We start from the raw sequence: 17,769 nt of genomic DNA, 5'->3' as shown, positions 1-17,769 counted from the left end.
TTATATAAATTGAATGCCTTTCTCGATGAGAGAGTTAGGAATATAACCATCGATGCCAAGATGGCGACAAAATTCCTCAAATTGAGGTAAAGAATGTGTTTCTGCCTTTTGATACATATTATATATTCTGTTCTCTATTGTTTTCGGTGAAACGTTCATCTTTCTGGCAATTTCTTTATTCGATAAACGCTGTAATAGCAGGAAAATAATATCAAGTTCTGATTGAGTGAAAATGCTGGTTGTTAATTCAGTTTGTAACGTAGTTGGCTTCTTTTGGTCTATATAGATGAGTGGCGACCGCGTATCCAGCGGTCTGGCATTCCACATTGTACCGATGCAAAGCTTATTTTCATCAAAGATGGGGATCTTTTCGCTGACGAAGGGGGTCAGCGTTTTCTTTCCATACCAATAGTGTGTTTCGATAACAGTGACTCTTTTCTCACTGTTTTCTGTCAGCCTGTCGTGTTCTTTTAAATCGTCAGAAAGCTCCGTCCAGCTGGCAGGAAATTCATCATCTAGTCGTCCTTCAATATCAAAGCGCATTGGCGTATTGGTATAAAGGTAAGCGGCTTTATTCATGTAAACATGGCGTGATGATAAATCTTTAATACCCCATGGTTCATTTAAACATTCCATCATAATAATCAGATTACGAATATAATCAGTCATGTTTTTTTGTGATGATGGCATCCTGCCCTCCTTAATAGGTCGGGATTAATTCAGCGGATCAATTTAGCTAAGTAATGACGAGTATGTTTTTGCGCATATCCAGGTAGGTTTCCATACTCTTTGTAGCCCAACTTTTCGTAAAACCCCTTAGCCTGGAATCCGAATGTATCTACGTAAGCTAGATGACAACCACGCTTTAATGCTTCTTTTTCAGCAGCCTGCATGAGTTGACGGCCAAGTCCACTTTTACGATATTTCTCACTCACCCAAAGATATTGAACTTCTAATGCACCCCACCAGGTTCTGGAGATTAACCCTGCGATAATATTATTTTCATCGTCTTTGAAATTTAAGAATAGAGGGGAAATATCAACAGTTTCGTACTGTTCATTGTGTTTCCAAAGGCTTGCTATTACAAATTCTTCTTCATCTGAATCTGGTATGTTAGTAATATTTAGATCCATTACAATAAAACCTCATTATTAGCACGCTAAATTATACTTCCAATATGAATATTTCTTTATCATATAAAAAACATTTAGGCAAGAGTGGATTTCACTCGTTCTTAGGTTGCCATATTGTTCTATGATAAGAAACATAATCTGATAGACATTAATTGTATTTTGATGAAAATCAGAAAGTAAGCACGTATTTGCCTCACCAGGGAAAATACCAGATTTTTTATAATAAAAAAGTATGTTTTGTCGAGAAATATGTTTTCATGAGAGGGTTACTCCTCTGTTTTTCTCCTTGCCTAATTGATCTCTCAGCCCGGCTAACGCCAGCGAAACGTCCCCTGTTTCGCTGGCATTCCTCTCTTGTTTATCTCCTCCGCCAACGTATGTTGCAAAAGGGCACAACCTGTTGCCGTGCTTTCTAACAATCGGTCTGCCGGTTGCATGGTACATGATCAGTGCCAAGGTCTTTGAAGCACCGATTGACCTATTGGAAGACAAGCAGGGCAAGTCTGTTGTAAATGCCTCGAATGTTCTTTTTGTAACATACCTTGTTAACGGCATGGTGATTTTTTCTTTTTTATCTATTTGTATTTTAATGAAATTAATCCTTACTTTGAAATAACAATAATAATGCGTATAGTTATCATTTACCTTTCTGTGCAAATGTTGATAAAAACGTCTCAGCATCTCGCCAAAATCACCATCAGTTAATCGAGGATATACCATGTCTTTTGGAGTTACTCGCGCCGGAAAAACGCGCGTTTGTGATTCTTCGCTGACCGGAGCAAAACCATTCGGAGTCTCTCTTCTCGCCCTGTTGATTTCAGCTTCTTTCCTGTCTGCTCAGGCTATTGCCGAAGAAACCCCAGCCTCAGGCGATACGCTTGTCGTCAGCGCCAATGCTAACGCTAACGCAGAGGCTAGCGACCCGCAGGATTACAGCGTGAAAGTGACTAATGCCGGAACGAAGATGACGCTGACGCCGCGTGATATCCCGCAGTCGGTGAGCGTCATCAGCCAGCAGCGTATCGAGGATCAAGGATTACAGACGATTGGCGAGGTCATGGCAAACACGACCGGTGTGTCCTCTAAAATTATCGACTCCGAACGCATGACGTATTTTGCGCGTGGCTTCCAGATTACTAACTATCTGTTCGATGGAATTCCTACGGTCGTAGACGAAATTTGGGATTTCGGTGATTCCGCTTCCGATACAGCAATCTACGATCGTATCGAAGTGGTTCGCGGGGCGACTGGGCTGATGACTGGAACAGGTAACCCTTCTGCCGCAGTAAACATGGTGCGCAAACATGCGGACAGCCGCGAATTCAAAGGCTCGATATCTGGCAGCTACGGCTCGTGGGATAAACAGCGGATGGTGGGCGATCTGTCTGCGCCGCTGACGGAATCCGGCAACGTGCGTGGGCGGGTGATTACGGGCTATCAGGATAACGACACCTGGCTCGATCGTTACCACAGCCGCAAAAAATTCCTCTACGGCGTGATCGATGCTGATGTCACCGATTCGACGACGATCTCCCTCGGTTATGATTATCAGGAAAGCAATACCGATAGCCCTACGTGGGGCGGATTGCCGACGTGGTTTACCGATGGCAGCCGTACGCATTTCGGTCGTAGTTTTAACACCGCACCAAACTGGAGTTACTCGGATAAAACCTCGAAGAAGGTTTTTGCTGATCTGACTCAGCGTTTTGATAACGGCTGGCAAGTACGCATGAATGGTTCGCATGCAGAAAACGACTTTGACTCAAAACTGATGTATGCCAATGGTTTCCCAGATAAAGATACCGGAATACTGGTTGATCCGTTCGGCGGTAATGTCGGTGCTTATGGTGGATGGAATAAGGGAACACGTAAGGTTGATGCGATTGATACTTACGCGTCTGGCCCGTTCGAATTACTGGGACGCCAGCATGAGTTGGTGGTAGGCGGTAGCTATACTCGGCAGCGCAATCAATTCGCTAATACCCAATCGACGATAAGCCCTGCGGATATGGGCAATTTTTACAACTGGAATGGCAATAGTGCCGATCCTACATGGGGATCTTGGGTGGGTAGCACTTTTGTGCCGGGGCTCTGGAATAATGATTATGAGCACTCAACCACACGACAAAAATCCCTCTATACCTCAGCACGATTCTCGTTAGCGGATCCATTGCATCTGATTGCTGGCGCACGTTATACCGACTGGAGCATCGTTGGAACGACGGGAAATACCAATAAGAATCGTGTGACGCCTTATGTCGGTCTGGTGTATGACATCAACGATACCTGGTCAACGTATGCCAGCTATACCGATGTCTTCCAGCCACAAACGAAAAAAGGTGTAGATAATCAATATTTGTCTCCTACAACCGGGAAAAATTATGAAACGGGTGTGAAGGGGGATTGGTATAACAGTCGCCTGACGGCTTCAGTTGCGGTCTTCCGAATTGAGCAGGATCGCGTAGCTCAAACTGCGCTTGAGAGGAATGTGGTGACACAAGAAACGGCTTACGAGTCTGTTGACGGTGTCGTTAGTAAAGGTATCGAGTTTGAAGTGAACGGTGCGGTAACGGACAACCTGCAAATGACGTTTGGCGGTTCGCGCTATGTTGTTGACGATCAGGACGGTAAGTCGGTCAACCCAGAACAGCCGCGCACATCGTTCAAACTGTTTACCCGTTACCAAGTGCCAACGTTGCCGGAGTTAACCGTGGGCGGCGGTGTGAACTGGCAAAATGGTATCTGGCAGGAAGGTTCTGGCCCGCAAAACACCACGCTGCGCGCCGAGCAGGGCAGCTACGCGCTGGTTAATCTGTTTGGTCGCTATCAGGTGACCAAGCAACTGGCGGTGCAGGCGAATATCAACAACCTGTTTGATAAAGAATATAGCGACTACCTTGCACCTTATGCCGTGTATGGTACGCCGCGTAGCGTCTCGATGACTGTTAACTATGCGTTCTAGCTTGCGTTGATGCGAGTGACTTTCCCTGCGATGCGATGAGCTGTCGTTGGGAACCAGTATGGCGCCCATATCACAGCGATACGGGCGTTTTTTCTTTTACCGCTATGTTAGGATATTTTCACTCATTACCCGTCAGGAAGACTGAGAATGATCTCAACGCAGTACATCAGTCGAATCGCGCTGGCACATGAAAAGGTGGACTAATTCGAAGTTTATCCGTTTTCTATTCCGTCGATTCGCTCGTTGGATAAGCTGGAGTTGCACCCGAAAGCCACCTTTTTTATCGGCGAGAATGGCTCAGGAAAATCCACGCTGTTAGAAGCCATTGCCGTTTCGATGGGGTTCAATCCGGAAGGCGGTACCCGCAATTTTCATTTCGGCACCCGTACCTCGCACTCCAGACTGTCGCATTTCCTGCGGGTGGAGAAAGGGATTAATAAACCTAAAAACGGTTTCTTCTTACGCGCTTCATAGGTATAGGTGAGTAGAAACACGCGGTGACAGTTACGACAGCGAAACAGACCACGACCTGCGGCTGGTTGATTCCAGATATCCGACAGTCTTATATGCGATAACTCAATATTGTATTTAGCATGTAGTAGTAAAATGGCTAGTACAGTTTGTTGCAAGGAGCTTGTGATGAGAATTGGCGTTTTCTGCGGTTCGGCATCAGGTAATTCACCTATCTATATTGAGAAAACAAAACAGATGGGACATTTTCTGGCCGATTCCGGCGTGGGGATTGTGTATGGTGGTGGTAAAGTTGGGCTGATGGGGGAAATAGCAAATTCTGCGCTATCCCATAGAGGTGCCGTTATCGGTGTGATGCCCAGAGCGCTTGTTGAAAAAGAAATCGTGCATCAAGGGCTGACTGAATTGCATGTTGTTGAAAATATGCATGAGCGCAAGAGCAAGATGGCGGAACTGTCTGATGCTTTTATCGCGCTTCCCGGCGGGGCCGGAACGTTTGAAGAGATATTTGAGCAGTGGACATGGGCGCAGTTGGGGATTCATGAAAAACCCTGTGCTTTCCTCAACATTGCTGGCTATTTTGACCCACTGCGAGACATGATTAGAAGCATGGTTGATGCTGGTTTTTTACGCAGTAATTATGCCGATATGCTGTTATTTTCCGAAAGCCCAGAAGAGTTATTAACGTTCTTTCATACTTATCAGCCACCGGAAAAGAAATGGACGCAAAAGTAAGGTCGCAAATTGCCGTTTGTGCAGCATGTATTTTTAATCGCGATAAACAGCTTCTTCTGGTTCGCAAACAAGGAACCAAATATTTCATGCTCCCAGGGGGAAAACCTGAGGCTAATGAAAATGGAGAAGCGGCGTTATTAAGAGAATTACACGAGGAATTGAGAATATCTCTTGTTTCTGGTCACGCCGATTATCTGGGAAAATGGGTTGCGCCAGCTGCAAATGAGGCTGATTGTGATGTTCATGCAACGGTCTGGGAGGTGCATATTCTGGAAGAAGTGCAAGCCGCAGCGGAAATTGAAGAAATATTCTGGTATGACATTGCGGATCGTCCTGCTATTGCTTTGGCTCCCCTTGTAGCACAGTGTATTCTCCCTTTCCTGATGTCGAGGAAAGTGACATCTCATTAATAACCTACTCCATATCTGGACAATATCGGGGCTCTTGCCTACGGTCAGGAGCCTTTATTTCAGGTCGATATTGTAGACATGCTTTTATTTATCAATGTATTCCTTTTCTTCTCTGTGTTTTTTATCGGTAATGATGCCGTGAGAAAATATTTCACCAGTGTAAACGAGTATGCGTGCTGACATACTTACTACCTTGGCTGGTGTTCAGTGATGTACCCTCTCACGGCGTCTTTTTACTACGCGCGTTCTTTCAATGGCAGTGTCGTCATGCAGGTCTGGCTGTCGTCATAGGTCGCAAACGGTGAACTGGCTACGCGCCCCTGATAGGTGACATTGATGGTTCCTTCAATATTGCGTGGTAACCATACGCCGACAAAACCATTCTGATGGCTGCTCAGTGTTTTCTGCACGATAACGTTACCGGCTTTATCCGTGATTTTTACCTCAAACGCCGTATTGGCGAGCTCACCCTGACACCCGGATAAACTGTGGTTAAAGCAGGGATGGGTTTGCTGAATATAAGGGGCGAATGAAAGATAAAATTTATCCCCCAGCGGATAGCTGTACTGCTGTTGCCCATCGGATAGTTTCAGTTCCTTGCTGGTAACCGATGCGCTGTAGGGCAACGGTCTTGCCTGCGGCGATTGATCGATCGTATCGACAAGCTGCTCGACCGTTTTCCCCGCCAGCCCCTGTTTGGCCAGGAACGCGTTGGCGTCAGTCGCCGCGGCGAAACCCGTACCGCTCAATGTCAGAGCGAGCAGCGCTGTCATCATCTTTATCTTCATCATTATTTCCCCTTAATAGCGTCATCATCTGGAATCACAGGTTATGACGCTACACCTTCCCCCTACGGGAAGGTCAAAGGCTGGGGTGTATAGAAAGGTAAAGTAATGTATTTACTGGTTTTTTATTGATTATGGTCAATTTTATATCATGTTAAATGGCAGGAATATCCTGCCTTTATTGATGCGGGTCATGAGTCAAATTTTCTTAAGCCTTACTTACTGACCCGACCAGTAAAACTCGATGCGGATCCCGCTTGGCTCATAGCACATCATATGCATTGCCGGGCCACCGCTCACTAAAGCGGGCGCAAATTCAATGTTGATGTTATGCGCTGATAATTTCTCAGCGATCTCAAGCAGTGCCGCTTTGCTATCAACCTTAATGGCAAGATGATGCAAGCCGACATGACGTTTTCGATCGAACTGAACCGGCTCGGTGGTTTGCGTCTGCCAAAGTGTGAGCATTACCGTACCATCGCTGACGAAAATAGCGGGATAATCCTCTTTTCGTTTTACCTCTTTCCATCCCAGAAGCGTGGTAAAAAAGCGCGCGCTTTCTTCCAATGCTGATACCGTCAGACCTATATGGTGAACGCCGTGTGTGAGTGGTGAGTTCATGGTTACTTCCTCAATGAGAGATATACTCGTCATACTTCAAGTTGCATGTGCGTTGGCTGCGTTCAGTCACCCGAATCACTTACCTGAGTAAGCTCATCGGGATTCCTTCGCTTGCCGCCTGCCTGAAACTCGAATTATTTAGAGTATAAAGTTAATGACGACTACTTTGTTCGTCGGTTTGCTTCATCGGTGTGTAACAGCACCGGGTTATGGCTAAGAAGGACGAGGGAAGGCTAACCGTCTGGCGTGCTGGCGATAAACATCCTCGCCGCTGGTCAGGCCAACAAATTCGGCTCTCACGATCATCCCTTCAATAAAAGTCATGATCGCTTCGATTTTGTCTTCTTTTTCTGGCTCTTCGGCAGTGAATAGCGATAGTAAGAATGACTTGATCCAGATTTTATGGCGGAGAGCCAGATCCGCAATCGCGTCGTCTTGCCCTTTAAACTCAGCCAGCGCATGCATGAACATACATCCCTTAAAGTTCATGGTTCGGAACCAGGAGAAATGCCAGTCCATCACGGCATCCAGACGACTTTCTGCATTGTTAACGCCCGATACCATGCGGGTTAACCCTTCTTCAAAACGTGTATGTCGGCGAGCCAGCACGGCTTCAATCAACTTATTCTTTGAGCCGAAATGGCGATACATGGATGTTTTGGAGACCCCCGCCTTATCTCTAATTAAATCAACACCAACGGCGGTATAGCCAAATTCATTAAACAGCGCTTCGGCGATATCTAAAATGTGCTCTCTTTTGCCCATGCTCTCTTTCATCGTTTTTCTTCACCAATGATAGGTTGTTTTTGTATGTACAGATCTGTACTCTTTGTTGTGTGTGTACAGATCTGTACACTTAATGTAGCACAGCAATTTCATAACACGCATGTTTTTTATCGGAGATGGGCGATGAAGAGACTCAGAGGAGGTGGCGCGTTGCCACCAAAGCCAACATTTATCCAGTTAATGAAAGGGTTAGTTGGTGGGAGCATCGGGATTCTAATCCTAAGTTATTTGGGGCAGTCCAGCGGTGTACCTTGGTTGATGGCGCCTTTCGGGGCAACTTGCGTCATTTTATTTGCTGCGTCAGCGTCGCCATTCGCACAGCCGAGGAACGTTATTGGGGGACATTTCATTACGTCAGCCGTGGGACTGATTGCTTTATATGGATTCGGCGACACAATCGTTGTGTTGTCGCTGGCTGTGGGTGTAGCGACAATGCTGATGCAATATTTTCGTGCGGTTCACCCACCGGCAGGTGCCAACCCGCTGGTGATTATTCTGGCTGGGAAAAGTGCCGTGGGGGTTGAGTTCTTAGTCACACCCGTTCTGTTGGGGAGCATTGTGCTGGTGGCGATCGCCGCCGTGATCAATAACTATGCTGAGGAAAGCCACTGGCCTGCGTATTGGCACGGTATTGGACAGCGCAAACGCCAGCCCTGAGACAGTCTGACTCAAGGATGAGTCGGCGTTTTGATGTAGGGCTCACTCACCAGAATGAGAAGGTTGCAGCTATTTTTCATGTGACTGTTTTACATGGAAATAGTATGAGTTTTGCTCGCACTACATCTTTGTACCATCGCGACAATCACCTGAAACAGTTCATCTTTAGCCTGCTGTTCCGTAATCATCCCTTTCACTGCGGCATAGGATAATCCTTCGGTGGAGCCGCTCATCGCACGTAATGCTGGGTCACGAAGTGGCTTACCCGCACAGAATGGCGCAAAGAGATCGAAGCATTTTTTCGTGAAAATGGCATCGTATTCCTGCCTGATTTGCTCAAGCTCGGGGGGGGGGGGGNNGGGCGATTTACTGGTGGTCCATGCCGGGATTGTTGAAAGGGTGGATCGACCGCGTTTTTTCAAACGGTTGGGCTTATGAAGAAACGGCCGATGGGCAGGTAGTAAAGAAATTGGGGCATTTGCCGGTGCATCTTGTGGCGCTGGGGGCGGTCAACCAGAGGACGTTTGAAAAACGTGGCTACGCCGATGCCTTTCATGCACAGATCGCAGACGGGATTTTTGACTACTGCGGCGCCTCCGTTCTGACGTCTGAAATGCTACTGATGCCGGAGTTGGGAACGCCAGAGGCATGTATCGATAGCGCACGCCGTATTGGTGGGAGTATTTTCCGGTAATAGCGGCGATTGATTCATCATTAACACACCATACGATTAACACAAAAGCACATTTAAATAATGCGGCTTTACTCCCTTATTTATTCGGGCCGGGCGGTAAATGGCGGATTACCGTTCGGCCAAACGGATGATATGTTTTTAGCCTCATTTCAGCATACTTTTCGTATCAGTATAAATGCCGTACTAAATCATAAACTCATCCTCGTAATGAAATTAGATAATAAAGGGAAAACTATGAACTCCGCTGAGCATATTAAAAGTATTTCAGAAATCATGATGATGCCTCTGGCAGCAAAAGCACTATGCGTAGCAGCGGAAATAGGGATAGCAGATAAAATAGGGGGGCAGGGAGCAACCATCGCTGAATTGTCAAAGGAATGCCAAACGAGTGAAAAGAACATTTTTGATATTATCAAGGTGCTTGAGGTCTTCGGTTTTTTTGAAGTGAAAGATGAAAGTATTATTAAAAATAATGCACGTTCTTCATTACTGATGTCTGATCACGCAAGCTCAATGAAGCATTTCTGTATGCTGTTTGGCAATGAATACTATCAGGGATTCGACGGCTTATTGCATACGTGCCGCACGAGTGCATCGGGGTTTAAGCAAGTATTTGGGATGACACTCTATGAGCACCTGACGCACTCCGCATCGCGAGCAGAAATTTACGATCTTGCTATGCGGGATTTATCGCGCCCCGTCGGCTATGTGCTGGCGAAAGAATATGCCTCTCTTTTTACCAAGGCTGGCAGCGTTGTCGATATTGGTGGCGGCAGCGGCGTTATTCTGATTGAAATCATAAAGCAGTATCATAACCTGACTGGCTGTCTTTTCGATATGACGGGGGTTTGTAGCCGAAGTGAAAAGCGTGTCGCACAGCACTCTCCTGAATTGAAAGAAAGAATGGTTTTCACTCCCGGTAGTTTCTTTGAGGCGATTCCCTCTGGTTATGATGTTTATCTGCTTAAAAATATATTGCACAACTGGAACGATGAATATTGCCTGAAGATATTAAAAGCCATCGCGCAATCCATTGGATATTCGACGCTATTAATTATTGAACCTCTGTTGGAACATGAAGAAACCTCCCCAAGGTTATTGATGAATGCGCTTTTTCAATCAGTGATTTGTCAGGATGGTACGCGATACAGAACCTTGGAAGATATGGAGGATATTCTGACATTAAGCGGGTTAACCATTGTTGATACAAAGAAAATAACTACGGGCCATACGATCATTGAAATTCAATTGAATACTAAATAGCGTGAGTGAAATGCTTCATTTCTCATGTCGCCATTTATATAACGTAATAGCATTTTTTTATTTAAATAAAGATGTCTATTTCTACGCATTGCGAGCAAGGCATGTTTTCCTTTCTCGCTTTATCAGAGGGCGGGGGCAACTTTGCAACAACGGAGAACCGTCATGTTAACGTTGTCATTTTCACTGAACATTATCTAAGAGAGGCTCCAATGAAAATATTCCAATCCTACTGGCTACCTTTGGTATCAGCATTGGGATTAAGCATGCTTTCCAGTTATTCGCACGCGGCAGTATTTGTTTGCAGCAACGACGCTTGCAGCAATTGGACTGCCATCACCCAGGCGCAGCTTAATACTAAGTCTACCGATGGAGAAGGGACTACCATTCTCCAGACCCTCAGCGAGTCATCTGAAGCCAGTGTCGTCAATGGCTACAACAGCACAGGCAACACGAATCTCTATCTGAAAAACAGTTTATGGCACATTGGGGGTGTCGAGCCTATAAAGGGCAAACAGCATGTGACGGCGTATGTCTATAAATCCACTGATCTCAATACTCGTCTCAAAACCTGCCACGCTTTCTCGTACAAGAAAGATCTCAAAGGGCCTTACTTCGCGACCTGCCAGTAAGCAGATATCTGAACCCGTCAAAAAGCACGACCCAGACGTCGTGCTTTTCTGATGTCTCTGAATCAAGACGTTATTTAAGGAAGGCTAGCCGGAAGATAGAGGTCAACATACCGCTTTATTGTGCGCGAACCCGCACGCCTGCAAAAACAATCACCATTGCCGATACCAGCAATAATCCGCTACCCGCAAAGACACCGCTGGCTCCGTTGAGGTCAAATATCATCCCGCCACCCGCGGCACCTGCCCCGATGGCAAACTGGATCGATGCCACCAGTAAACCCCCTGCGCTTTCGGCTTCGTCCGGTACGGTGGCCGCAAGCCAGGTTGACCAGCCCACGGGCACCAGACCAAACGCAAATCCCCACATCGCGACCAGCAGGCCGTCCAGCATTGCCAGATGCCCAAAGGCCACCATCGTCAACGCCAGAATGCCCATTACAAAGGGCACCAGCGCCAGCGTCAGGCGTAAGTTTCGCGCCAGTAGATACCCGGCAATCGAGGTCCCGACAAAATTGGCGAGGCCAAAACCGAGTAAAATCAGGGAAATGCTTTCGACACTCGCCTGCCCGACGGTTTCCAGAAACGGTCGCAGGTAGGTGAAGAAGGCGAAATGTCCGCTGAAGATCAGCACCGTTGCCAGCAACCCGCCGATCATGCCCGGACGGCGCAACACACGAAGTAGTGTTCCCAGACTACCGCTGCTTTCCGGCTTCATCGATGGCAACACCGAGAGCTGCCACAACAGCGCCAGAGCGCTCGGCAAAATGCAGAGAATAAAGACGTTTCGCCAGCCAATCAAACTCCCCAAATAGCTGCCAAGCGGCGCGGCAACCACGGTGGCAATCGAGACGCTGGAGAAGATCACCGCCAGCGCTTTCGGCACTTTATCCTTGGGCACAAGACGCATCGCCGTGGCGGTGGACATGGCCCAAAATCCACCAATGGCAACGCCTAGCAGTAAACGCCCGAATAGCAACACATGCAGATTGGGAGCAAACGCGACCAACAGGCTGGAGATGATTTGCAGCACTGAGAAAAACATCAACACCCAACGGCGGTCGATGCTTTTGGTTGCCGGTGTGATGAGCAAACCGGTTACCAGCGCGACCAGCGCCGTCGCGGTTACCGACTGGCCTGCCATTCCTTCTGTAACGCCTAAACTTGCTGCCATCGGCGTTAATAAACTGGCTGGTAGAAACTCAGCCGTAATCAGGCCAAATACCCCCAGTCCCAGTGAATAAACGGCTCGCCAGGCGGGTTTTGCGGGCGCGATGGCCTCACTTGCCGCTATACATGAATTCATCTGTTGCTCTCTCGTTAGAAAAATGTGACAACCGTCACGAAGCATAGAGTGTTCCTCGTGGACGATCTATGACATATACTCTTCACTTATTGATTATTCGTCCGGAGTTGTCGTCATGACCGTTCAGTCACCCGATTTGATCAGCGAGCTTCTGCGTGGGATGCGTCTTTCTGGGGTGACATATCGCCGAATTGAAACCCATGCCCCCTTTGGTGTGTCGTTCCACTACGTGCCCGGCAAGGCGCAGTTTCATTTTGTCAGTCAGGGAACGGCGCTGTTGCGCATGGAGAGTGGCGCGACGTTTGTGCTAAAAAACGGGGATGCGCTGTTTATCCCCAACGGGAATTCGCACGCGCTGCTCTCTGATGAAAAGGCTGACGTCACGCCAGTGTCTGCATTTCCCAGCGAAGCGATCTGTAATTCGGTCTGTGCGATCGACTGCAAGTCCTGCCCAGACACCGATAACACGGTCATCTTTAGCGGATGCATGGATTTTGAACTGGGCGGAATGCAGCCGCTGATCAAAGCGATGCCGGAAGTCATGATGGTGAGCCGCCTGATGTCGACCTGGCCGGAAATCCATCCGATTCTTGCGGCCATGGAGCGTGAGTCGATGACGCGTCAGGTGGGCTTCGCCGGCATTCTGGCAAGGCTGGCCGATGTGGTCGCGGCGCTCATCGTGCGCGGATGGGTTGAAGCTGGCTGCGGTAAAGCGACGGGCTGGGTACAGGTACTGCGCGATCCGCGACTGAGTCGGGCGATTTACGCGATGCACCAGAATCCGGGCGTTAACTGGAGCGTCGCGGAACTGGCAAAAGAAGCGGGCACCTCCCGTTCCGTTTTTGCCGAACGCTTTCTTTCCGCAACCGGGACTACGCCCGTAAAATATCTCAGCGAGCTGCGCATGCGCTTGGCTGTTCAGTACATCCGTCATGAGCATCAGCCGATTGAAACGGTGGCGCTGCGTCTCGGTTACGGATCGCTGGCGGCGTTCAGCCGGGCATTTAAACGCATCGTGGGCCATGCACCGGGAACGCTGCGAGAAACCAACTTGGCTCCTGAAGAGATTTGATGGGGAGCGTACAAATCGTGAACTCGAATCATGGGGAAGGGGAGGTGGGATAGCGCTTTCGTAGAGAATCGAACGCTGTTCGATGGAGAGTCCGAATCTCTCAAAAGCAAAAAACCGCCTTTTGGGCGGGTTCTTTGGATTAGTGGTGCTTGGACTCGGGATCATTCAGCTTTCTATTAAGTTGACATGTAGTCATGAATTTTAATCGTGGCTGTTGTCGAGTTCCGTAGGTTGACCCATATTTTTATAGATATATCAGAATGATGGATTACATGCGCTAAAGAAATGTCCGGTTCGTTCCTTTGGTTCGATTCCTTATGATGCCAATAAATCGTAATGACATTAGCGTTACGCCTGCTGTATGATTAATATTCAGAGAGTAGACCGGAGGATTACATCATGCCAGCGACGAACAGCGTTTCAGTTAAACGCGAAACATTGAATTTACGTATCAAACCCGCCGAACGCGATCTGATTGATCGTGCTGCGAAGGCCAGAGGGAAAAATCGCACTGATTTTGTCCTTGAAGCTGCTCGCGCTGCCGCCGAGGAAGCGTTGATCGATCAGCGCATCATCATGGCAGATCCTGAGGCTTATCAGGAATTCCTTGCCCGTCTAGATCAAGCTCCTTCACGGAATGCCGCGCTGCGTAAAACTATGCAAACACCTGCACCGTGGGAACAGAAAAAATGATTTCCGCCCCTGAGCCACTCCGCGCCGAACATGTACTATCTTCATTCTGTTGCGGCATGGAGTCTATGGACAACTGGTTGAAACAACGGGCGATGAAAAATCAGGTCACTGGCGCATCACGAACGTTTGTCAGTTGCGATGGCTCAAAAGTGCTGGCGTATTACTCATTGGCCTCCAGCGCTATAGCAACGAATGCCGCTCTCGGACGCTTTCGCCGTAATATGCCCGATCCGATACCGGTCGTGGTGCTGGGTCGTTTGGCAGTAGATAAATCATTGCATGGTCAGGGGGTTGGCCGTGCTCTGGTACGTGATGCTGGGCTAAGAGTGATTCAGGTGGCGGATACTATTGGCATTCGCGGGATGTTGGTTCATGCGCTGTCTGATGAAGCGCGGGAATTTTACCTACGGGTGGGGTTTGAACCTTCACCGATTGATCCGATGATGTTGATGGTAACGTTGGGGGATTTGGTGGATAGCCTTTAAGTTCTTATCATAAGAAAGAATTGCTCCTATTTTTATATGAATTTATTTTCATGTTGAAATTATAATATTGATTATAATTTATTTCCCTAAATAACTATTTAGATAGTTCAGTTGTCATCAGCCGATAATCTTGCCCGTCGATGCGGATCAGAGGGAACAACATTGCCGTGTTCCTCTTTAACCAAGCGCTTTATATTTTGCAGGGATCTTAGCAATAATGCTGGCGGGATCTAGAGAAAGTAAACGGGCGATATGGATAAATTCTACAATGTCTAACCTTCTTTCCCCGTTCTCAACCTTGGCGATAAACGACTGAGGACGATCCAGCGCTATCGCCAGGTTTCCCTGAGTGATCCCTTTGGCAATGCGTGCTTCACGTAATGCTTTGATAACGATTTGATATTCATCAGAGTAAACAGAAGCCATCGATTCAACCTCATAGATAATTTCTTAACAAGACATTGGCCCAAAGGTGAAAGGTTAATTGCTTGTGCATTGGGAAAGCAGCCGGAGGAGATTTGTCCGTCACGGTATCAAGGGATGAGTACGAATCATAGGGAAGGGGAGGAGGGATAACACGCTTGTAGAGAATCGAACGGTGTTCGATGAATAGTCCACACGCCATAAACGAAAAACCCCCGCCTAAGGCGAGGGTTAAGAATGAGTGGTGCCCGGACTCGGAATCATTCAGCTTTCTATTAAGTTGAAATGTAGAATAAATTTTAACCGTGTCTGTTGTCAAGACCCGCAGGTTGACCCGTATTTTTATAGATAGATCAAAATGATGGGTCACATGCGATAAAGAAATGTCCGGTTCGTTCCTTTGGTTCGATTCCCTGTGATGTAAATCAGTCTTAATGAGATTATCCGATTTAGACCGATTTCATAATGGTGTTAGCTGACGTGTGGCAAAGCGATCTTTGCATATGCCAACCTTCTCTTAGAGTAATCAGTATGCTGTAAGATCCCTAAATTGAATGATCCGGTTTACCCGGATACTTACAGCATTCTCTTGCTTTACTATGATTGATTTTAAACTCAGTTTAATTGATGAAAAATTGGTAAGCTAGATTTTCGCATTCTTAAATTTAGCTTAAAAAACCGACTTTCACCTGTTAATCATAAAAATATTATTCCTTCATGCTTTTCAATTTTTCTAACATTGCTTTTAAGGATTTTGGCGAAACGTAGATTGTTTTCTTTCCATTCTCAATTTTATCAAAAAGCCCAATTTCCACTAGATTTTTAAGGTCAGTACGTGCAGTATTATCAGAAATATTAAGATTTTCGCTAACTTCTTTTGCCGTAAAATGCCGACCAGCATTTTCAATGGCAACTAACAATACTGTTCTCTGCCTGTCATTTAACTTATTAATTAGCCCACCATTCCATAGCAAACTGTCAATTTCTGCACGCTGGGTGGCTACTTTTTTTATGTGATCCGTGAAATTCATTGTAGCACGGCATACAATCTGACATTGATAATCTACGAAATAAGTTAAGTCAAAATCATCAGTTTCAGTGAATAGATAGGATTTACCATATGCTGTTGAGGCTTCTTTTAATAGACGACTAATTGATATGTATTTGAATGCTGTATATCCGCATTTGAATAAATACCAATAAAATAAAGCCCTTGCTGTTCTTCCGTTGCCATCATTAAAAGGATGTTCATAACCTATCATGAAGTGTAAAATACAAGCTTTAATTAAAGGGTGTAAATATCTTGACGTAAGTAAATCCTCATGTCTTGTGTTGGCCCATTCGCAAATAGTTTGTAATCTGTCATCTAAATCATCATGAGATGGGGGATAATGAACAATATTACCGTCATAATCACAAATAACGATGTCGTCAGCCTGCCTAAACTCTCCTGGCTTGTATTTTTCGTTGTTAATATCTCTTGTGCCAATAGAATGAAACTCTTTTATAAGAGCCAACGATAAATCTTCTCCTCGTTTATCCCAGACGCTACCCATCAAACGATAGTTGCCGAGAATCATTCTTTCATCTTCTGTTCTAGGTTTTCTTTGAGCCGTAAGCATAGCTTTTGCCACTATGGTTGTGGTCGCAGCTCCTTCTAATTGGCTTGAGGATATTGACTCTTCTTCCCTTAGCTCACGAATTAAATATTTAACTCCTTCCATATTTGAAATCATTGCCTCAAACGCAGCTTTTGAGGTTTGCTGATCGATAAGCGAGCAGGCTTTATGCATGGATGGTAGAACATTTATCTTTGCGCGTTCACCATTTTTATCTTTATAGGTCATATGGTGTATATGAGACATACGTGCCATTTTTTGTACAGACCAAGCATGGATAGCATCGACACCTTTTTCGACTCGATATTGAAAATCATCCCAATGCTGATAGCGTCCCTTGTCATCTGTTACCCTATGATAACCCATTAACTTCGATAGCCGATCCGCTCTATCTTCGGTAGCATCTTTAGCTATTTCCATGAAAGGGACTAATTTTGGCGGATGTTTGATGGTCATAAATTTATCTCAAAAATATCTCATTTTGAGATAAATTGGATCATCACGCGCTGATTGTCAATTTTTGTTGCTTGCTAGAGCAATAAATGTCAAAAAGAACGCTAATGTTGGTTCCACCCATTTTGAAGTCTGTCAAAAGTGGGCTTACTGAGCGGAAGCACAGCGATCCAACGCCAACCCCTTCAGCTCCTCAAACGTATAAACCCGAAAAACATTACGGTGCTTCGTTTCCAGTGGGATATGTTGATGATCCACGATGACGTATTTCACGCTATTGAACAGCAGCCCAATAGCGCGTTTCATCTGCGGGTTGGGCACGATATAGAAAACGTACATCCAGTGTTGCTGAGTGCGTGCCAGTAAATGGTTGGTGATAATCGCCTGATAACGGGCTTTGGTTTTTAGATGGCGTTCAGTCTCAACAGCGATGACGGTTCCGTCTGGTAACGTTATCACCCCGGCCGGGCGATGATATACCTCATAGCGGCTGCGGAAGGTTGAATCAGCGCCGCTGAGCCACCCATAAGCTCCTTTCTTTTCCATAAGGAGCCGTGCTAAATGACTTCGCCTAA

19 protein-coding genes and 4 pseudogenes are annotated in these 17,769 nt (G+C 46.5%); 12 read left to right on the top strand and 11 right to left on the bottom strand.

From position 1 onward, the window contains the following. The 3 genes from H0247_RS15455 to H0247_RS15445 all read right to left on the bottom strand — a co-directional run bounded on the left by H0247_RS15455 (position 1) and on the right by H0247_RS15445 (position 1,814). Entirely contained in the window at positions 1–690 is a 690-nt protein-coding gene (locus tag H0247_RS15455) for a helix-turn-helix transcriptional regulator (protein WP_180743340.1), read from the bottom strand. 29 nt (positions 691–719) lie between these two features. Next, positions 720–1,133 carry a GNAT family N-acetyltransferase gene (locus tag H0247_RS15450; RefSeq protein ID WP_180743339.1) on the bottom strand — a complete coding sequence of 138 codons (414 nt, stop codon included), beginning with the start codon at positions 1,131–1,133 and terminating at the stop codon, positions 720–722. Positions 1,134–1,388: 255 nt separating this feature from the next. Further along, positions 1,389–1,814, bottom strand: coding sequence for a hypothetical protein (locus H0247_RS15445; RefSeq protein WP_180743338.1), 426 nt, complete (start codon positions 1,812–1,814; stop codon positions 1,389–1,391). A gap of 37 nt (positions 1,815–1,851) precedes the next feature. On the opposite strand from H0247_RS15445, the gene fhuE reads away from it, so the two are divergent. The 4 genes from fhuE (at position 1,852) to H0247_RS15425 (ending at position 5,711) form a co-directional block, all read left to right on the top strand. After that, a complete protein-coding gene (gene fhuE / locus H0247_RS15440; protein ID WP_180743337.1) occupies positions 1,852–4,095 on the top strand; it encodes a ferric-rhodotorulic acid/ferric-coprogen receptor FhuE in 2,244 nt (747 codons plus the stop codon). Between the two features lie 243 nt (positions 4,096–4,338). Next, on the top strand, positions 4,339–4,569 hold the full coding sequence (locus H0247_RS15435) for an AAA family ATPase (protein ID WP_255433992.1): 231 nt from the start codon (positions 4,339–4,341) through the stop codon (positions 4,567–4,569). A gap of 162 nt (positions 4,570–4,731) precedes the next feature. After that, complete coding sequence (locus H0247_RS15430) at positions 4,732–5,301, top strand: TIGR00730 family Rossman fold protein (protein ID WP_180743336.1); 570 nt, start codon at positions 4,732–4,734, stop codon at positions 5,299–5,301. After that, entirely contained in the window at positions 5,286–5,711 is a 426-nt protein-coding gene (locus H0247_RS15425) for an NUDIX domain-containing protein (RefSeq protein ID WP_180743335.1), read from the top strand. The genes H0247_RS15430 and H0247_RS15425 overlap by 16 nt, the downstream gene beginning before the upstream one ends. A gap of 236 nt (positions 5,712–5,947) precedes the next feature. On the opposite strand, the gene cueP is transcribed toward H0247_RS15425, so the two are convergent. The 3 genes from cueP to H0247_RS15410 form a co-directional block, all read right to left on the bottom strand. After that, entirely contained in the window at positions 5,948–6,502 is a 555-nt protein-coding gene (cueP, locus tag H0247_RS15420) for a copper-binding periplasmic metallochaperone CueP (RefSeq protein ID WP_180743334.1), read from the bottom strand. Positions 6,503–6,715: 213 nt separating this feature from the next. Further along, complete coding sequence (locus H0247_RS15415) at positions 6,716–7,117, bottom strand: VOC family protein (RefSeq protein ID WP_180743333.1); 402 nt, start codon at positions 7,115–7,117, stop codon at positions 6,716–6,718. 213 nt (positions 7,118–7,330) lie between these two features. Continuing rightward, positions 7,331–7,894 carry a TetR/AcrR family transcriptional regulator gene (locus H0247_RS15410; RefSeq protein ID WP_180743332.1) on the bottom strand — a complete coding sequence of 188 codons (564 nt, stop codon included), beginning with the start codon at positions 7,892–7,894 and terminating at the stop codon, positions 7,331–7,333. Between the two features lie 132 nt (positions 7,895–8,026). Here H0247_RS15410 and H0247_RS15405 point away from each other — a divergent pair, with 132 nt between their 5' ends. Further along, the gene (locus H0247_RS15405) at positions 8,027–8,560 is read left to right on the top strand and encodes an HPP family protein (RefSeq protein WP_180743331.1); all 534 of its coding nucleotides are present in this window, start codon (positions 8,027–8,029) and stop codon (positions 8,558–8,560) included. Between the two features lie 89 nt (positions 8,561–8,649). Here H0247_RS15405 and H0247_RS15400 read toward each other — a convergent pair. Then, positions 8,650–8,907 (bottom strand): annotated as a pseudogene (locus tag H0247_RS15400) (TetR/AcrR family transcriptional regulator); the annotation flags it as partial. A 17-nt stretch (positions 8,908–8,924) separates the two neighbouring features. Between H0247_RS15400 and H0247_RS15395 the strand changes: the two are divergent. From H0247_RS15395 to H0247_RS15385, 3 genes and pseudogenes are all read left to right on the top strand, one after another. Next, positions 8,925–9,254, top strand: a pseudogene (locus H0247_RS15395) (NAD(P)H-dependent oxidoreductase); the annotation flags it as partial. 234 nt (positions 9,255–9,488) lie between these two features. Beyond that, complete coding sequence (locus H0247_RS15390) at positions 9,489–10,517, top strand: methyltransferase (protein ID WP_180743330.1); 1,029 nt, start codon at positions 9,489–9,491, stop codon at positions 10,515–10,517. 209 nt (positions 10,518–10,726) lie between these two features. After that, a complete protein-coding gene (locus H0247_RS15385) occupies positions 10,727–11,146 on the top strand; it encodes a hypothetical protein (protein WP_180743329.1) in 420 nt (139 codons plus the stop codon). Between the two features lie 115 nt (positions 11,147–11,261). Here the strand turns inward: H0247_RS15385 and H0247_RS15380 are convergent, their stop codons facing one another. Further along, on the bottom strand, positions 11,262–12,449 hold the full coding sequence (locus tag H0247_RS15380; RefSeq protein WP_180743328.1) for an MFS transporter: 1,188 nt from the start codon (positions 12,447–12,449) through the stop codon (positions 11,262–11,264). Between the two features lie 115 nt (positions 12,450–12,564). On the opposite strand from H0247_RS15380, the gene H0247_RS15375 reads away from it, so the two are divergent. The 3 genes from H0247_RS15375 (at position 12,565) to H0247_RS15365 (ending at position 14,699) form a co-directional block, all read left to right on the top strand. Beyond that, on the top strand, positions 12,565–13,521 hold the full coding sequence (locus H0247_RS15375) for an AraC family transcriptional regulator (protein WP_180743327.1): 957 nt from the start codon (positions 12,565–12,567) through the stop codon (positions 13,519–13,521). Between the two features lie 399 nt (positions 13,522–13,920). Next, positions 13,921–14,214, top strand: coding sequence for a DUF1778 domain-containing protein (locus H0247_RS15370; protein ID WP_180743326.1), 294 nt, complete (start codon positions 13,921–13,923; stop codon positions 14,212–14,214). Further along, on the top strand, positions 14,211–14,699 hold the full coding sequence (locus H0247_RS15365) for a GNAT family N-acetyltransferase (protein WP_180743325.1): 489 nt from the start codon (positions 14,211–14,213) through the stop codon (positions 14,697–14,699). Before H0247_RS15370 ends, H0247_RS15365 begins: the two co-directional genes overlap by 4 nt. A 177-nt stretch (positions 14,700–14,876) precedes the next feature. On the opposite strand, the gene H0247_RS15360 is transcribed toward H0247_RS15365, so the two are convergent. After that, positions 14,877–15,125 carry a helix-turn-helix domain-containing protein gene (locus tag H0247_RS15360; protein WP_180743324.1) on the bottom strand — a complete coding sequence of 83 codons (249 nt, stop codon included), beginning with the start codon at positions 15,123–15,125 and terminating at the stop codon, positions 14,877–14,879. An 18-nt stretch (positions 15,126–15,143) separates the two neighbouring features. On the opposite strand from H0247_RS15360, the pseudogene H0247_RS15355 reads away from it, so the two are divergent. Beyond that, positions 15,144–15,275 (top strand): annotated as a pseudogene (locus H0247_RS15355) (helix-turn-helix domain-containing protein); the annotation flags it as partial. A gap of 554 nt (positions 15,276–15,829) precedes the next feature. Here the strand turns inward: H0247_RS15355 and H0247_RS15350 are convergent. Both H0247_RS15350 and H0247_RS15345 read right to left on the bottom strand, forming a co-directional pair. Next, positions 15,830–17,197, bottom strand: coding sequence for a Fic family protein (locus H0247_RS15350; RefSeq protein ID WP_180743322.1), 1,368 nt, complete (start codon positions 17,195–17,197; stop codon positions 15,830–15,832). A gap of 144 nt (positions 17,198–17,341) precedes the next feature. Then, a pseudogene (locus H0247_RS15345) lies at positions 17,342–17,769 on the bottom strand (molybdopterin-guanine dinucleotide biosynthesis protein MobC); the annotation flags it as partial.

The organism is Pectobacterium sp. CFBP8739, assembly GCF_013449375.1.
GTDB lineage: Bacteria > Pseudomonadota > Gammaproteobacteria > Enterobacterales > Enterobacteriaceae > Pectobacterium.
Note: the sequence above shows the minus strand (reverse complement) of the source record. Positions and strands in the feature narration are given on the sequence as shown.

What these genes read in the sequence shown, in the direction of transcription:
- cueP (WP_180743334.1), bottom strand. Translation starts at nt 6,502, where the DNA reads ATGATGAAGATAAAGATGATGACAGCGCTGCTCGCTCTGACATTGAGC.
- H0247_RS15405 (WP_180743331.1), top strand. Translation starts at nt 8,027, where the DNA reads ATGAAGAGACTCAGAGGAGGTGGCGCGTTGCCACCAAAGCCAACATTT.
- H0247_RS15425 (WP_180743335.1), top strand. Translation starts at nt 5,286, where the DNA reads ATGGACGCAAAAGTAAGGTCGCAAATTGCCGTTTGTGCAGCATGTATT.
- H0247_RS15390 (WP_180743330.1), top strand. Translation starts at nt 9,489, where the DNA reads ATGAACTCCGCTGAGCATATTAAAAGTATTTCAGAAATCATGATGATG.
- H0247_RS15415 (WP_180743333.1), bottom strand. Translation starts at nt 7,117, where the DNA reads ATGAACTCACCACTCACACACGGCGTTCACCATATAGGTCTGACGGTA.
- H0247_RS15365 (WP_180743325.1), top strand. Translation starts at nt 14,211, where the DNA reads ATGATTTCCGCCCCTGAGCCACTCCGCGCCGAACATGTACTATCTTCA.
- H0247_RS15360 (WP_180743324.1), bottom strand. Translation starts at nt 15,125, where the DNA reads ATGGCTTCTGTTTACTCTGATGAATATCAAATCGTTATCAAAGCATTA.
- H0247_RS15445 (WP_180743338.1), bottom strand. Translation starts at nt 1,814, where the DNA reads ATGCTGAGACGTTTTTATCAACATTTGCACAGAAAGGTAAATGATAAC.
- H0247_RS15350 (WP_180743322.1), bottom strand. Translation starts at nt 17,197, where the DNA reads ATGACCATCAAACATCCGCCAAAATTAGTCCCTTTCATGGAAATAGCT.
- H0247_RS15385 (WP_180743329.1), top strand. Translation starts at nt 10,727, where the DNA reads ATGAAAATATTCCAATCCTACTGGCTACCTTTGGTATCAGCATTGGGA.
- H0247_RS15450 (WP_180743339.1), bottom strand. Translation starts at nt 1,133, where the DNA reads ATGGATCTAAATATTACTAACATACCAGATTCAGATGAAGAAGAATTT.
- H0247_RS15370 (WP_180743326.1), top strand. Translation starts at nt 13,921, where the DNA reads ATGCCAGCGACGAACAGCGTTTCAGTTAAACGCGAAACATTGAATTTA.
- H0247_RS15375 (WP_180743327.1), top strand. Translation starts at nt 12,565, where the DNA reads ATGACCGTTCAGTCACCCGATTTGATCAGCGAGCTTCTGCGTGGGATG.
- H0247_RS15380 (WP_180743328.1), bottom strand. Translation starts at nt 12,449, where the DNA reads ATGAATTCATGTATAGCGGCAAGTGAGGCCATCGCGCCCGCAAAACCC.
- fhuE (WP_180743337.1), top strand. Translation starts at nt 1,852, where the DNA reads ATGTCTTTTGGAGTTACTCGCGCCGGAAAAACGCGCGTTTGTGATTCT.
- H0247_RS15455 (WP_180743340.1), bottom strand. Translation starts at nt 690, where the DNA reads ATGCCATCATCACAAAAAAACATGACTGATTATATTCGTAATCTGATT.
- H0247_RS15410 (WP_180743332.1), bottom strand. Translation starts at nt 7,894, where the DNA reads ATGAAAGAGAGCATGGGCAAAAGAGAGCACATTTTAGATATCGCCGAA.